Annotated in this window: 10 protein-coding genes; 8 read left to right on the forward strand and 2 right to left on the reverse strand. The window is 71.0% G+C overall.

The window, feature by feature from the left end:
* Window positions 1-6 precede the first annotated feature (6 nt).
* On the forward strand, window positions 7-783 hold the full coding sequence (locus tag ABT158_RS18810; RefSeq protein WP_352354855.1) for a MerR family transcriptional regulator: 777 nt from the start codon (window positions 7-9) through the stop codon (window positions 781-783).
* Window positions 784-802: 19 nt separating this feature from the next.
* Here the strand turns inward: ABT158_RS18810 and ABT158_RS18815 are convergent, their stop codons facing one another.
* Window positions 803-2,074, reverse strand: a complete 1,272-nt coding sequence (locus ABT158_RS18815; RefSeq protein ID WP_352354857.1) for a cytochrome P450 — start codon at window positions 2,072-2,074, stop codon at window positions 803-805.
* 1,700 nt (window positions 2,075-3,774) lie between these two features.
* On the opposite strand from ABT158_RS18815, the gene ABT158_RS18820 reads away from it, so the two are divergent.
* From ABT158_RS18820 to ABT158_RS18845, 6 genes are all read left to right on the forward strand, one after another.
* A complete protein-coding gene (locus tag ABT158_RS18820) occupies window positions 3,775-4,344 on the forward strand; it encodes an ArsR/SmtB family transcription factor (protein WP_352354859.1) in 570 nt (189 codons plus the stop codon).
* 222 nt (window positions 4,345-4,566) lie between these two features.
* The gene (locus ABT158_RS51295) at window positions 4,567-5,190 is read left to right on the forward strand and encodes a DUF6461 domain-containing protein (protein ID WP_502911554.1); all 624 of its coding nucleotides are present in this window, start codon (window positions 4,567-4,569) and stop codon (window positions 5,188-5,190) included.
* Window positions 5,191-5,286: 96 nt separating this feature from the next.
* Entirely contained in the window at window positions 5,287-5,664 is a 378-nt protein-coding gene (locus ABT158_RS18830) for a hypothetical protein (RefSeq protein ID WP_352354863.1), read from the forward strand.
* Window positions 5,665-5,779: 115 nt separating this feature from the next.
* Window positions 5,780-6,298 carry a hypothetical protein gene (locus tag ABT158_RS18835; protein ID WP_352354865.1) on the forward strand — a complete coding sequence of 173 codons (519 nt, stop codon included), beginning with the start codon at window positions 5,780-5,782 and terminating at the stop codon, window positions 6,296-6,298.
* Between the two features lie 375 nt (window positions 6,299-6,673).
* The gene (locus ABT158_RS18840; protein WP_352354867.1) at window positions 6,674-7,444 is read left to right on the forward strand and encodes a class I SAM-dependent methyltransferase; all 771 of its coding nucleotides are present in this window, start codon (window positions 6,674-6,676) and stop codon (window positions 7,442-7,444) included.
* A gap of 242 nt (window positions 7,445-7,686) precedes the next feature.
* Window positions 7,687-8,055, forward strand: coding sequence for a hypothetical protein (locus ABT158_RS18845; RefSeq protein WP_352354869.1), 369 nt, complete (start codon window positions 7,687-7,689; stop codon window positions 8,053-8,055).
* A gap of 103 nt (window positions 8,056-8,158) precedes the next feature.
* Here ABT158_RS18845 and ABT158_RS18850 read toward each other — a convergent pair whose 3' ends face one another.
* Complete coding sequence (locus tag ABT158_RS18850) at window positions 8,159-10,975, reverse strand: AfsR/SARP family transcriptional regulator (RefSeq protein ID WP_352354871.1); 2,817 nt, start codon at window positions 10,973-10,975, stop codon at window positions 8,159-8,161.
* 280 nt (window positions 10,976-11,255) lie between these two features.
* On the opposite strand from ABT158_RS18850, the gene ABT158_RS18855 reads away from it, so the two are divergent.
* The gene (locus ABT158_RS18855) at window positions 11,256-14,447 is read left to right on the forward strand and encodes a DNRLRE domain-containing protein (protein WP_352354873.1); all 3,192 of its coding nucleotides are present in this window, start codon (window positions 11,256-11,258) and stop codon (window positions 14,445-14,447) included.
* Window positions 14,448-14,457: the final 10 nt, after the last annotated feature.

Consider the following 14,457-nt stretch of genomic DNA (forward strand, 5'->3'; position numbering starts at 1 on the left):
GAGCCGATGACGGACGGGCTCACGATCGGCCAGACGGCGGCCTTCACCGGCGTCACCGTCAAGACCGTGCGGCACTACCATCGGCTCGGCCTGGTCGCCGAGCCCGAACGCGACGGTTCCGGCTACCGGCGTTACCGGTCGGCCGACCTGGTCCGGCTGGTCCAGGTCCGGACCCTCGCCGCGGCCGGCGTGCCGCTGGCCGAGATCGGCGACCTGCTCGACGCCGACCCCGAGCCGTTCGCCGCCGCCCTCGACGACGTCCGCCGCCGGCTGACCGAACGCATCGAGGACCTGACCGCGCGCCGCGACACGCTGCACCGCCTGGCCCACGGCGACCGGGTCCTGCTGCCCGACCGGGCCTGCGCCGTCCTGGACCGGCTGGCCGCCCTCGGCTTCGACCCCGGCTACGTGTCCACCCAGCGGGAGGCCCTGGTGCTGACCAGGGCGCTGATGCCGGCGATGTTCGACAGCCTCCTGACCCGGCTCGAACACTCACTGGACGACCCCGAGCACGTCGAGCTGACCAGACGCGCCCTGGAGGCGCGTGCCTGGGACCCGGACGACCCGCGCATCGAGGAGCTGGCCTCCGCGCTGGCCGCCAAGCTGCTGGCCGGCCCGGAGATGCGGGCGATGCCGGCCGGGTTCTGGAACCGGTCCGACGCCGCCGCCCGCTACGGCCTGGTCAACCACCACGGCGAGGACCGGGAACCGTCCATCGCCCGCCTGAACGCCCTGGTCGAGGCGGAGCTGCGCGCGTCCGGCATCGACCTCCCCCGCCGGTGACGCCGGCGTGCCGGGTCGGTCAGCCGATGCGCAGGGGCAGGGTCCGGGGGCCCCGTACCTGGCTGGCGGCCCAGGTGACGGCGTCGGGGTCGGCGAGGGTGAAGACGGGGATGCGCTGGAGCCAGACGTCGAGGGCGGTGCGGAGTTCCATGCGGGCCAGGTGGGAGCCGACGCAGCGGTGGATGCCGAGTCCGAAGGCGGCGTGGCGGTTGACCTCGCGGTCGATGCGGATGTCGGCAGGGTGGTCGAAGTGGGCGGGGTCGCGGTTGGCGGCGGGGAAGGAGAGCAGGACCCAGTCGTCGGCTTTCATGTCGACGCCGTTCCAGTGCATGTCGTCTTTGACGAGGCGGGCCATGGTGACGGGGGCGTAGGCGCGCAGGAACTCCTCCATGGCGGTGGGGAGCAGGGCGGGTTCGGCGACCAGGCGTTCGCGGTCCGCGGGGGTCTTGGCCAGGTGCCACAGGGACGCCCCGATCGCACTCCACGTCGTGTCGATCCCGGCGATGAGCAGCAGCGTCATCGTCCCGACGACATGGACGGGGTCCAGCTTCGCGCCGTTGAGCTCGGCGCCGAGCAGGTACGTCGTGAGGTCGTCCCGCGGGTGGGCCAGGTGGTCGTGGATCTGCTCGACCAGGTAGGACGACAGCTCGGCGAAGCGCTCCAGCCGTTTCTCGGTGGGCTCGTTCACGCTTTCCAGCGCGTTCTCCACGAACTGCCGGAACCGGTCGGCGTCCTCGGGCGGGAAGCCCAGCATGTCGGCGATCACCCGCATCGGGATGTCCTGGGCGTACTCGCGGGCCGCGTCCACGACCTCCCGCCCTTCCAGGCCGTCGATCAGCTCGTGGCACAACGCCCTGGTGCTCGCCTCCCGCCTGGCGACCGCCGTCTTGGTGAAGGCCGGCAGCAGTAACTTGCGGGCGTCGTGGTGGAAGGGCGGGTCGGACGAGATCGGCGGGACCCCGCCCACCGGCGCGAGCTCCCGGGGCGGCTTGACGTTGCCGACGACGACGGCCCGGGAGGAGAACCGCTCGGTGTCGTAGGCGATGGCGGCGACGTCCTCGTACCGGGTGGGCAGCCACACCCCGCCGAACCGGTCGGTGTGCGCGATCGGGCAACGCTGCCGCAGGTCGTCCTGGATGGGGTACGGGTCCGCGGCCCACTGGGGGTCGACGTGGGAGAAGTCGGTGGCCCAGTCGGAGACCGGATCGGTGACGATCTCGCTGACGGTGCCGCGCAGCCGGTTTCTGCGCGTCTCTTCCAGCTCCGGGCCGAAGCGGTCGTCCACGGTCATCTCGCAGCTCCATCCCTGACGTCGATGAACCGGTCGGAGTCGATCTGAGGTGAATCGCACCCTCACCCGAATTAAAAAAGCATTCATTTGATACGTCAAGAGAACGCTTCAGTCGGCGGATGGGCTGTCTGACGCGCTTGCAGATATCAGAACGGCACGGGGGATGTCAGCGGACCTGTCGGCAGGCCATCGCAGTTGTCAGTAGACGCGGGTACGGCAGGAGGTCCGGCCCGGGAGATGGTGACGGTCTTGCCCCGGCGGCTGGCGTTGGTGGTGACACCGGCATCCGGCGAGTCGTTCGCGTCGCGGGTGGATCGCATGGCCCTGCGGAACGGATGCCCGCCGTGGACGATCAACGAGGCGTTGGGGCTGGATGCACGCACGTCAGGTGACGTTCGTTCACTGGCGTACGGCGTTGTCACGACGCCGGAGACGTGCAGGGCGATTGAGGCTGCTATAGGCGTGAGCCCCAAGGTCGTGCTTGGGATGCACCTGGAGATGTCCGACGGCTCGGCCGTGGACCTGTCAGGCGTCCACGTGGGCGGCAAGAAGTCAGTCCGCCGGACAGAGAGCCGTGAGTGGGCACAACTCTTCTGCAGCCGGGCACGCCCAAAGAGCCTGACGGCTTCGAACGGAGCTTGGCTGGGTTGGCGGAGCTGAGCTGGTCCGCAGTCTGTCCCGCGCATCGGACGGTGCTGGTGGATCTCTGCCCGAGAAGCTGCGGATCCGTGCGACGGGGCCCGGCCCGCCTGCTCGTCTTTCTCGCTCACGAATGCCGGCTCCGTTGCGATGCGGCGCGCTCCTCGGCGGGGCCGTATGCGATCAAACGATCCCGCAGATCGGCACGGGCGTCGGTGAGTACCGAACTTGCCGATCAGCAACGGCTCATGCTTGAGGTGGCGACGCGCCGCCGGTGCCCGACCTGCCACACTCGGATCAGCGTCGGCGGCACCCCCGCTACCAGCGCGAATAACGGGCCGTTCGCCCCACAGGGGCGCATCGTCGGCGCCCCTGTGGGCAGCAACTCGCCCGGCTCCCCCGCCAGCCGGCCGGAAGCGACAGGTTGCTGCGCATCCAGCAGGAACTCCTGGCTCGGCTGCGCCGCCCACGCGATGGACCCATCGAATGCATCAAGGCGTTCTGGGACCTCTACGAGCTGCTGTTCCGCCTGGCGATCTATCCCGGCACCCCGGTGACGCTCCGACGTCCACCTCTGGTGGACCTTCCACGAGCTCTGCCAGCTGGGCGATCAACTCGCCCTAACCGCCGGACCCAGTGCCCGCGAACGCTGCGGCGACGTGCTCTCCTACCAGCCCGGACCGCTGCTCAGCGCCGCTGCACACTCTGGCACGAATACTGCGCCCACGATCACCCCGCCGCGGTCACCAACCGGATCCTCAACCATCTCAAAGATCAGCAGCTTCGACTGCGTCCTGCTCAAACCGCTCGCTCTTCGGGAACCAGGCGGCCCCCACTACCTGCACCCAGCCGAGACCGTCGACGACCTGGACCTGCCCAAGGCGGCACTGTTCCTGGCCGGCGAAGGCACTCTCCCCTGGCATGCCACCTCAGCCGCCCGGGCATCCCTGAAGCAAGTACGGGCATGACAGTTGATCTTCAGCTACGCACGCCACGACCACGGTTTCAAGATCCAGTAGGTGTCTTGAGTATCTTTACCTGCCGGTCTTACCGTCGTGACCATGCGGCAGATCGACGACGTGGACGTGCTCAGGGTCATGACCAGCCGGTTCCGGATGAAGCTCTTCAGCCTCCTGTTCCGGATCGGCCCGGTCACGGTGAGCGAGCTCGCCAGGCGGATGGAGGCCGACCCTGGCCAGGTGAGCTATCACCTGCGACAAATGCAGCCATATGGGTTGATCGAGGACGTGCCGGAGCTCGCCCGGGACAGCCGGGAACGCTGGGTGCGGGCAGCTTTGAGCGGGTGGGCCTTGGTGAGGGACTTCGAAGCCCCGGAGGCCAGAGCCGCGCTGCAGGCGTGGACTTCACAGTGGGTGATCGACCAGTTCGAGCGGCTGCGTGACTTCGAACGCACTCATATGACGCTCCCCGAGGACTGGCGCCACGCGTCCTTCGGAAGCAGCCGCCACCTACGACTCACCAAGGATGAGCTCACGCAACTCGCCGACCAGCTCAATGCCGTGTTGAAGCCGTGGCGCGAATTGACCCAGGCGCGCGTCGAGTCGAGCGAGCCTCCGCCGGATACTCGCCCGATCTTCATCTTCTACCACGCTTTCCCCGAAGAACCCTGAGGAGCCTTCATGTCTTTCATGCATGAGGAGTGGGGCCGTGCATACCTCACAGAACAGCGAGCCGAGGCGGAACGATTACAAACGATCCCGGCGCGCTCACGTCAGCGTGTCCTTCCACGCCTCCGCGGTCGGTTCGCGGTCACCCTCCGCCGCCTCGCCGATTGCCTCGAACCTGCCTGATAGTCCTGGCGTCGCCGACCGACTGACGCCGAACGCTCCGGCATGCTCGGCCTGGGCAGCCGAGAATCAGGCTTCACCCCTCTCCGTGTGACCTACCGCAAGCACAAACCCGAAGAGTTCCCCATCCGGGAGTGGGCGCAAGCGAATGGCTACCCGGTCAGTAATCGTGGCCGATCGTTGACGCCTTCTTCGCCGCCCATCCCGAGGCATATATACAGGCAGAAAAGATCGAGATGCTCCACGCCACCGCGAGAACTCCCGGCGCGTCGTCGGCAGATTACCGGCGGGGAGCAGGAGGCGGGTTCGGCGACATCTTCACCATCGTCTTCGTCCGCGGGCACGATGAGCACGAGGTGCTTCGCCAGCTCGGGGTGGGGCTGGCGCGGCACGCGACAGGAAACGTTGAGCATCCTGTCGCGCGACGACGGACAGGCCGTGGCGGTGCTGCGGGATGACTATGCCCAGCACCACGTTGCCCTTGCCATCGACGGTCGGCTCATCACCGACATCAACCCGAGGCTTCCCATCGACAGGCAGGACGCAGACCCCGACCGGCTCAATCGTCACCTCCGCGAGCTGGGCGTTTATCCGACTGCCAGCGACAGCATCGACAACCCCATCCCGGCGGCCTTGGCACTCGCCACCGCATCACCAGCGTCATGGTGAGTCCGCAACATTTTCGCCACCCCATCCTTGGCGCCGCCATACCAGGGGCATGGTGATCATCTTGACGGCCCTTCGTGATCTCCACATCATTCCGACATGAGTGTCGGCTTGATCATCGGGATGACTCTCCGCCAGTGGGGACTCATTGACGCATCCATGGACAATGACGCCAGCGTCGAGACGGTGAACGGCAATCGCCAGCGGGCCGATCTTGCGCGCAGCATCCGCAAGGCTGGTTTGGATCAACTCTTCCGCTGGACGTCTGGCGTTCCAGGCCCCGGTTCGTGGCCACTGCCGGACGAGATCGTGAAACCCAAGCTGACGATCGCTCAATGGCTGCTCACGATCGACGTCCTCGAACGCTGGGCCGCCGCCGCCGATCGGACCGGACGCCACGAAGCCGCCGCCCAAGAACGCGAACTCCGAGAACTGATCCTCTCCCGGCTACAAGCGCACGGCGTTCACACTCACTGAAGGTTCCGCCGACAAGGTTCGGCCCGGACAAATTCCGGCTCAGAAGAGACGGGACCTTTGGCCTCGGCGTCGGATCGACCGGAAGTGTCGGCTCATGATCGTAATCTTGGCCCCCATGACCACCACTGAGACCGTGTCGTTCGATCTCCATGTCAGCTACCGGCAGGCCTACCTCATTGACGTCGACACGATGGTTCCAGAAGCCTTCCCCGATGACCATCCGGAGCGTCCCGTGGGGATCCTCCGGGTCAAGGACGACAAGGCCCTCCTGGTTACGGGCCTGCACACGGGTATCGTCGGCTCTACGGTGACGGTGGCCTACCACGACCCGGGAGCGGACACCGACGGATACGAGGACATCGTGGAGATCAGTTTCCGATCCGAGACAGGCCGCCTCTGGCTGTGCGAGTGGGCCGGCGAACGAGTTCACGAGCTGCCGGAATTGCCCTCAGGCCCGGGGTGGTATCGGCTGCGCCATCACGCCGCGAACATGGACGAGGGCGCGGAGGTGAATACTTCGTTGGACGTGGTCGTCGACCGCTATCTGCTGCACATCTGGCCGCAGGCTGCATCCGCACCGAGTGTGGTCAAAAGCACGAGCCAGCAACTTGCCTACTGGCGTAGCGCGGGCTGATGCCTCCTGGCGGAGAGCGTTCTGCCGGCCCCCGGGCCAAAATAGTTTCGATCCCGCCGCCATAGCGTCTGCCCGGTCCAACCCAATGCATGACACGTGATCTTCGACCGGGTACTGCCAACTTCGGTGACACAGACGCCAGTACTTTGATATCCGCCGACATGACAGCGCCCAGGGCCGAGGCAAGTTTCACGGTCATCTTTGTTGCTTCCAGAAATGGGCGTTTGAGGCGAATTCCACGCATACGGACAGCGTGAAGGGTCTACTTCGGGCCGGCTCGATCTGCCGCATTCGCCGGCGGGCAGGATGTCATGCCGTTTGCGTGGTTGACCAAGATCTGCCGTATGTCTGTGCCGCCGAGACGGGTGGGGCACAATGGCCCGCATGTCTGCCACGCCCAAAGATCACGTCGAGACCGCGAACCCCTCCGCACTCAACGACTACGACAGGATGGCTGAGGGTTACGCGGCCGAGAACGCAGCCAGTCTGCTCAACGCGTACTACGAGCGGCCCGCGATGCTGGAGCTCGCCGGGGACGTGGCCGGAAGGCGCATCCTCGACGCCGGCTGCGGCGCGGGTCCCCTGTTCGCCGAGCTGCGCGATCGGGGCGCCGTCGTGACCGGCGTCGACGCGAGCGCCGGAATGCTGGAGCAGGCCCGGCGGCGGCTGGGGGCCGACGCCGATCTGCGGGTCGCCGACCTGGCCGACCCCCTGCCCTTCCCCGACGAGGCGTTCGACGACGTCATCGCGTCGCTGGTGCTGCACTACCTGGAAGACTGGGGCCCGACGCTGGCCGAGCTGAGACGCGTGCTGAAGCCCGGCGGCCGACTCCTCGTCTCGGTCGACCATCCTTTCAGCGTCACCCTCTTTCAGCACATGGCCGGGGAGAAGCCCAGGTACTTCGAGACCCGCAGCCGGACCGACGAATGGACCATGGGCGGGCAGACCGTCCAGATGCGTTTCTGGGACCGGCCCCTGCACGCGATGACCGAAGCCTTCACCGCGGCGGGCTTTCGCATCAGCGTCATCAGCGAGCCGCCGTTCGCGCCGGAAGCCCGCGAACTGTTCGCCGAGGAGCTCAGCGAGTTCGAGCCCACTCGCACGAGGTTCCTGTGCTTCTTGTTCTTCGTCCTCGAAGCCTGCTGAGCGCTCCGTGACGGTACGCTCCCGACGCGGGCCGAGGTGAGCGATCTTCGGCCGGAGCGTCCGGCCTTCGCGCTCGCTGACGGCTCCGGGGGCAGTGTTCGACCGCGGACGAATTCCGGGCCGGGACGGGATGGACCCGTCGTACCCGGCCCCGGTTCTGTCGGTTGGCGATCATCGGAAGGTGTTGTTCGTGACGACCAGAGGGAGGCCGGGTGCCGGTGGGCGGTTCGCGTTCGAGAGTCTTGGCGTTCTTCGGCGTCCTCACGGCTGCGGTCATCGTGATTGCCGCGGTCGTGGCCTTCCGCGGCACCGATGACCAGCGATTCGTCCGCTCGGCGGCAGAGGTGGAGGCGTTCGCACGCACGGTGAGGGAGGGGGACCGGCTCGGCCCCCGCGCCATCGGCGGGATGGAGTTCGAAGAGGTCCGCCGCGAGCACGGCGTGGTCGTCTTCCAGCGAGGCGAGGCCCTGCAGAGCCCCTTCGGCTACGCCTGGAGCCCGCAGGGGGATCCGGCGCCGATCCTTGCGGACGTGGAGTGGTCGGAGGACCACGTCGATCACCGTTTCGCACACCTGGAGGGCGCCTTCTACTCCTGGCAGGGAAGGCGCTGACCCGCGACTGCCCCGGTGAGAGGGCGGCACCCGGCACAGCCGAGCCGGGCGCCGCAGGATTCCACGGCCACGCACCAGGCCAGGTGGTCTTCGGCTCCGCGCGTCACCCGGCCAGGCGGGATCTGACCTGGGCGGCGGAGGGGTGGGCGAGGTCGTCCAGGAGGGTGAGTGCCTGGCGCCAGGTGTCGGCGGCGGCGTCCGGGAGGGCGGCCGCGTGCAGGGTGTCGCCCAGGCGGGTGAGCGTGTCGGCCTGGTGGTAGCGGTCGCCGGCCGCGCGGAACAGCTCGACCGCGCGTCCGTACCAGGAGGCGGCCTCCTCGTGACGGGCCAGGCGGTGGCAGGCGTAGCCGAGGCTGTCGCAGGCGTTGGCCTGGCCGAGGACGTCGCCGAGCCGCCGGTGCAGGTCGAGCGCCTGGCGGCAGTGGTCGAGCGCCTGTTCCTGGTCGCCGAGCTGGGCGTGGAACCAGCCGGCCGCGTTCAGCGCGCGGGCCTGGCCGGTCAGGTGGCCGGCCGCGCGGTACAGGGTGAGCGCCTGGGTGGCGTGGTCCAGGCCGTCCTGGTGGCGGCCCTGACGGCTGTACATCGTGGACAGGTTGCCGTGGACGCGGGCCTGGCCGGTGGGGTCGCCCAGCTCGCCGTACAGGTCGAGGGCGAGCCGGAAGTGGGTGCGGGCGTCCTCGAAGCGGTCGATCGCGGTGCTGGCCCAGCCGAGGTTGCCGTGGACGCACGCCTGCCCGAGCCGGTCGCCGCCGCGCCGCGCGGCGGCCAGCGCGGTGGTCTGGACGGCCAGGTGCTCGTGCCGCATGCCGCGCCGGTCGAGGAAGTCGGCCAGGGTCCAGGCGAGCTGCCAGGCGTGGGTGTCGAAGCCCAGGGCGGCGGCCCGCGCGACCGCGGCGACGAGCACGGCGCACTCGGCGGCGAACCAGTCCAGCGCCCCGCCCGCTGACTCCTCGAAGGCGGCCCCGGCGTCAGGGGGCGGCTCCTCGTACGGGGTGGCGGGGGGCGGGTCGCGGTGGGGGTTGAGGAGAGTGGCGGCGGTGCGGGCGGTGTGCAGGTAGTGGTCGAGGAGCCGGCGCGTCGCGGCACGCCGTTCGGCCTCGGGGGTGAGCTCCTGGACGAGCTCCACGGCGTGGGCCCGCAGCAGGTCGTGGAAGCTGTACCGGCCGGGGACGTGCTGGCTCAGGAGATGGGCGCGGCACAGCTCGCCCAGCAACGGCCGCGCCCGCGCCACCGGCAGGCCCGCCAGCCCGGCCGCGGCCGGCAGGCTGAGGTCGGGCCCCGGATGCAGCCCGAGCAGCCGGAACAGGCGCCCGGCCGCACCGCTGAGCCCCTGGTGGGACCAGGAGAAGACGAGACGGACCTGCGTGCCGGGGCCGTCGGCGTCGAAGGCGTCCAGGCTGGCGTCCAAGTCCCCGTCCTGGCCGGGATGGACGGCGTGGACGGCGGGCAGCTCCCCGGCGATGGCCGCCAGCGGGAAACCCGGGTGGGTGGCCGCGCGGGCGGCGATGACGGCCAGCGCCAGCGGCAGCCGCGCGCACCGGTCGATGATCTCGGCCGTCGCGCCGGGCTCGGCGGCCACCCGTTCGCCGCCCAGCCGCCGGGCCAGCAGCTCCCGCGCCTCGGGCACGGACAGCGGGTCCAGCCGGAGCGGGTGCGCGCCCTCGGCGGCGACCAGGCCCGGGAGCTGGTCGCGGCTGGTCACCAGCACCAGGCAGCCGGGCGCGCCGGGCAGCAGCGGCCGTACCTGCTCGGCGTCGCGGGCGTTGTCCAGCACGATCAGCATCCTGCGCCCGGCCAGCAGGCTGCGGTAGAGCCCGGTCCACGCCTCAGGGGTGGCCGGCACGCGGTTGGCCGGCGCGCCCAGCGCGTCGCCGAAGACGCGCATCGCCTCGACCGGCGTCATCGGCCGCCCGCTCTGGTCGAACCCGCGCAGGTTCACGTAGAGCTGGCCGTCGGGGAACCGGTCGCGGACGCGGTGGGCCCAGTGGACGGCCAGCGCCGTCTTGCCCACGCCCGCGGTGCCCGTCACGGCGGCGACGACCACGGCGGCCGGCTGCTCACCCGCCGCGGCGAGCAGGGCGTCCAGGCGGGCGAGTTCGGCGGCGCGGCCGGCGAAGCCGTACACGCCGGGCGGCAGCATCGCCGCGACGTGCCCGGACGCGGGCGCGGCCAGGACGGTCTGGGACCGCAGCAGCGTGTCGTGCAGGCGCCGCAGCCCGGCGCCGGGGTCGAGCCCCAGCTCGTCGGCCAGCCGCCGCCGTAGCGCCCGGTAGGCGTCGAGGGCGTCGGACAGCCTGCCCGCGCCGTGCAGCGCCCGCATCAGCAGCTCGACCAGGGACTCCCGGTAGGGATGCTGCTCCACCAGCGCCAGCGCCTCGGCGGTGACCTCGTGGTGGCGGCCCAGCGACAGCTCCAGCGCCAGGCATTCCTCCACGGCGGCGAGCCGGCGCTCCTGCCAGATCCGGGCCGCGCCCTCGAAGGCCCGGCCGCGGACGCCGGCCAGGAAGGGCCCGCGCCACAGCGACAGCGCCTCGCGGTACCCGGCGACGGCCCCCGCCGGGTCGGCGCGGGCGCTCTGCCGCGCCGCCGCGGTCAGGCTCTCGAAGGTACGGGCGTCCAGGCCGCGCTCGCCGGGGCGTAACAGGTAGCCGGCGCGCTGGGTGGTGATCAGGCCGGGGGCGGCGCCGGCGTCGGCCAGGGTGCGCCGCAGCCGGGTGACGAGGTCCTGGATCTGCCGGCGGGCGGAGGCGGGCGGCTCCTCCCAGACGACGTCCACGAGCTGGTCGACGGTGACGACCCGGTCGGCGTCGAGCAGCAGCGCGGCGAGCGTCCGCTCCTGCCGTGGCCCGTGCAGCGCGAGGGGGCGTCCGGCCACCCTGACGTCCATCGGTCCGAGCATGCCGAACCAGGCTGTGGCCATCGCGTTCCCCCTTGTTCCCGGCCCCGCCGGCTTGCGGATCGCCGCCGTCCGACGGCGAGGACGCGGCGAGGATGCGACGAGGGTGGATCAAGGATCGGCCGTCCTAGCGTGATGCGCGTGACCACGCCGTGAACCTGCGGCCAACTGACGACGGCCGCGCCGGACCCGACCCCGTCCGGCGCGGCCGAGCCGTGTGACGACCCCACTCCCGACGACCTCCCGCGACGGTACGGCCGTGCCCGCGAAGGGCGCGTGTCCTCCCGGTGAAAGGAAACCACAAGTGATCGACAAGCTGAGGGCCGTCGCGCGGACGGGCGGACCCCCGTCCGGGCGCCGGACCGGGAGGCTCGTCCTGGCCGCGGCGCTGCTGGTGGCGCCGCTCATGACGGCGGCCCCCGCGGCGCTGGCCGGCACCACGCCCGCACCCGCCCCCGCCCCCTCCCCCGAGGCGGCGGCGCTGGCCGAGGCCGGCACGTCCGGCGAGCCGGTCGAGGTGGACGCCGCGCGCACCGAGACCGGCGAGCTGCTGGCGAACCCGGACGGCACCCTGACCCGGCGCGAACACCTGCGCCCGGTGCGTGCCAGGATCGGCGGCTCCTGGCGGCCGGTGGACGACACCCTGCGCCGCAACCCCGACGGCACCGTCTCCCCCCGGGCCACGACCTTCGCGATGACGTTCTCCGGCGGCGGCGCCGGCCCGCTGGCCACCCTGGTCAAGGACGGCAGGAAGCTGGAGCTGAGCTGGCCGTCCCGGCTGCCCGTCCCCGTCCTGGACGGCGACACCGCCACGTACGCCGACGTGCTGCCCGGCGTGGACCTCAAGGTGATCGCCGAGCCCGACAACTTCGTGCACCACCTGATCGTCAAGGACCGGGCCGCCGCGGCCGACCCCCGGGTGCGCACGTTGAAGCTGGGCGTGCGCGGCGAGGGCCTGGACGTGACCGCCACCGCCGAGGGCGGGATCACCGCCGCCGACGGCGGCACGCCGGTCTTCTCCGCCCCGGTGCCGCGCATGTGGGACTCCTCCCACACCGCCGCCGCCAAGGGCCTGGCCGCGGCCGGGCCGCACGAGGACGGCCCGGTCCGCAACGCGCCGATGAAGGCCACCGTGGAGCCCGGCGCGGGCGGCGGCACGCTGCGGATCGTGCCCGACAGGACCCTGCTGGACGACCCGGCCACCGTCTACCCGGTGGTCATCGACCCGATCTTCAGCGGCGGCTACCGCAACCACTGGGCCAACGCGGTGAAGAAGGCGGGCAACTCCGGCGTCGCCAACACCGTCTACTACGACGGCGGCAACAAGGTGGGCAGCGAGAACCCGCCGGTCGCCCGGGCCGGCCACGAGAACGATACCGGCCTGACTGCCCGCGCCTACTTCGAGATGAACATCAACGGCCTGCAGGGGGCCCGGATCCTCGCGGCCACCTTCAACGTCTTCAACGTCTCCTCCTGGAGCTGCTCGGCCCGTCCGGTGGACCTGGGCTGGACCGGCGGCATCGGCAACTGGGTGACCTGGAACAACCAGCCCGGCTGGATCCGCACCCTGCAAACCAAGTCCTTCGCCCACGGCTGGGGCTCGTGCGGGTCGGCCGGTGAGGACTTCGCCGACGGGGCGGTGGCCGGCGCGGTGCAGGAGGCGGCGAACAACGGCCAGAGCAACATCACCTTCGGGCTGCGCGCCGCCGACGAGAGCGACACCTACGGCTGGAAGAAGTTCAAGGTGGACGGCACCAACCCGGTGCTCCAGGTCACCTACAACCGCGCTCCGCGCCTGGTCGCCAAGACCGCCTACCAGGGGCCGTGGAACAGCAACTCCTCCGACCGGCCGATCCCGTGCAGCGCCACGAACCCCACCTGGGAGGTGGTCGGCAACACCGACGTCACGCTGACCGCGACGGGCGGCGACCCCGACGGCGGCAACCTCGACGTGGGCTTCGGCCTGTGGTTCCACGACGGCCCGGCCGTGCGGTCGGACACCCGGACGGTGGCGAGCGGGTCGACCGCCACCGTGACCGTGCCCGCCGACCAGCTCCAGGACGGCGGCCACTACTGGTGGCACGCCAGCGTCTCCGACGGCGTGGACGGCGACTGGTCCACCAACTCCTGCCCGTTCAAGGTGGACAAGACCGCTCCCACCAAGCCGGTCGTCACCTCCGCCGACGGCCGCCGCATCGACGTGGGCGAGGTGCCCGCCCGCTACACCCGCAAGGTCAGGCTGACCTCCAGCGACGCCAACCTGGACGGCTTCTGCTACCGGCTCAACCGCCCGCTGTCGGTCGGCGGGGGCAGGTGCGCGGCCGGCACCTGGGTCAAGGCCGGTCCCGACGGCTCGGCGACCGTCGAGATCTATCCGCACCGCTGGCCCAACAACCGGCTGCACGTCGCGGCCATCGACGTGGCCGGCAACATCTCGCCGTACGACGCGTCACCCGCGCAGACGGCGACCAACACGACGCTGATCGTCACCGCGCCGCCGGTGTTCGTGGCCGACCCCGACGGGACGGTGTCCGGCGACCGCGACGGCGACCTGACCGGCGACGGCCGGCCCGACATCCTGGCCACCAACAACAGCGGCACGCTGCGCCTGTACGCCGGCCGCGGCGACGGCACCACCGACGGCGGCACCGACGTGGGCGCCTCCGGCTTCGGCGGCGCGCTGCTGGCCCACCGCGGCGACTTCGTCGGCACCGAGGACGGCATGGGCAAGGACGGCTACGAGGACATCTTCGTCCGCTCGGCCTCGGGCAAGTTGTCGCTGTACCCCAACGAGGGCACCGGCTGGCCGAACTTCGAGGGCAGGCGGGAGCTGCGGCACCCCGGCGGCGGCGACTGGTCGGCGGCCACCCGGATCATCGCGCCGGGCAACCTCGACGGGCGGCCGGGCGCCGACCTGATCGTGGTCGAGGGCGGCCGGCTCGACCTCTACACCGGCACCGCGGCCGGGATGCTCGCCCTGGCGGCCAACGGGGAGCTGGCCGCGCCGCGCGTCCTCGACGTCCCGTCCGGGGCGGCCGGGTCGGCGCCGCTCGGCCTCGACGGCTACGACGCCTTCGTGCCCGGCGACGTGCTCTCCGACGTCGACGGCGACGGCGCTCCCGACCCGGGCAACGCCGCCGACCTGGTGCTGCGCCGGCGTGACAGCGGCGCGGTGACCCTCTACCCGGGCTCGTTCGACGACGCCGGCACGTACGTGCTCGGCGCGCCGCGCCCCTACGGCGCCGAGCCCTGGCCGGCCGGCAGCCACCCGTGGATCGCCGCGCCCGGCGACCTCCAGGGCCAGGTCGTGGACGTCGAGGGGGTCAAGACCTTCCAGCCGGCCGCCGGCAAGGAGGGCCCCGACTTCTGGGTGGCCGCGCAGACGGCGGCGCTCTCCGACGGCCTGTACCTCTACGCCGGCTCGCCCGCGGGCCGGGAGCCGGCCGTCAACGTCGGCGGTCCCGGCTGGACCGGCTGGATCACCGGAATCTCCTGAAACGGGGCCT

Source organism: Nonomuraea sp. NPDC001636, assembly GCF_040298265.1.
In the GTDB taxonomy this organism is placed as follows: Bacteria; Actinomycetota; Actinomycetes; order Streptosporangiales; family Streptosporangiaceae; genus Nonomuraea.

Bases quoted from the DNA above. Each gene is read 5' to 3' on its own strand.
- ABT158_RS18820 (WP_352354859.1), top strand. From the start codon at position 3,775: ATGCGGCAGATCGACGACGTGGACGTGCTCAGGGTCATGACCAGCCGG.
- ABT158_RS18815 (WP_352354857.1), bottom strand. From the start codon at position 2,074: ATGACCGTGGACGACCGCTTCGGCCCGGAGCTGGAAGAGACGCGCAGA.
- ABT158_RS18840 (WP_352354867.1), top strand. From the start codon at position 6,674: ATGGCCCGCATGTCTGCCACGCCCAAAGATCACGTCGAGACCGCGAAC.
- ABT158_RS51295 (WP_502911554.1), top strand. From the start codon at position 4,567: ATGCTCGGCCTGGGCAGCCGAGAATCAGGCTTCACCCCTCTCCGTGTG.
- ABT158_RS18810 (WP_352354855.1), top strand. From the start codon at position 7: ATGACGGACGGGCTCACGATCGGCCAGACGGCGGCCTTCACCGGCGTC.
- ABT158_RS18835 (WP_352354865.1), top strand. From the start codon at position 5,780: ATGACCACCACTGAGACCGTGTCGTTCGATCTCCATGTCAGCTACCGG.
- ABT158_RS18830 (WP_352354863.1), top strand. From the start codon at position 5,287: ATGAGTGTCGGCTTGATCATCGGGATGACTCTCCGCCAGTGGGGACTC.
- ABT158_RS18850 (WP_352354871.1), bottom strand. From the start codon at position 10,975: ATGGCCACAGCCTGGTTCGGCATGCTCGGACCGATGGACGTCAGGGTG.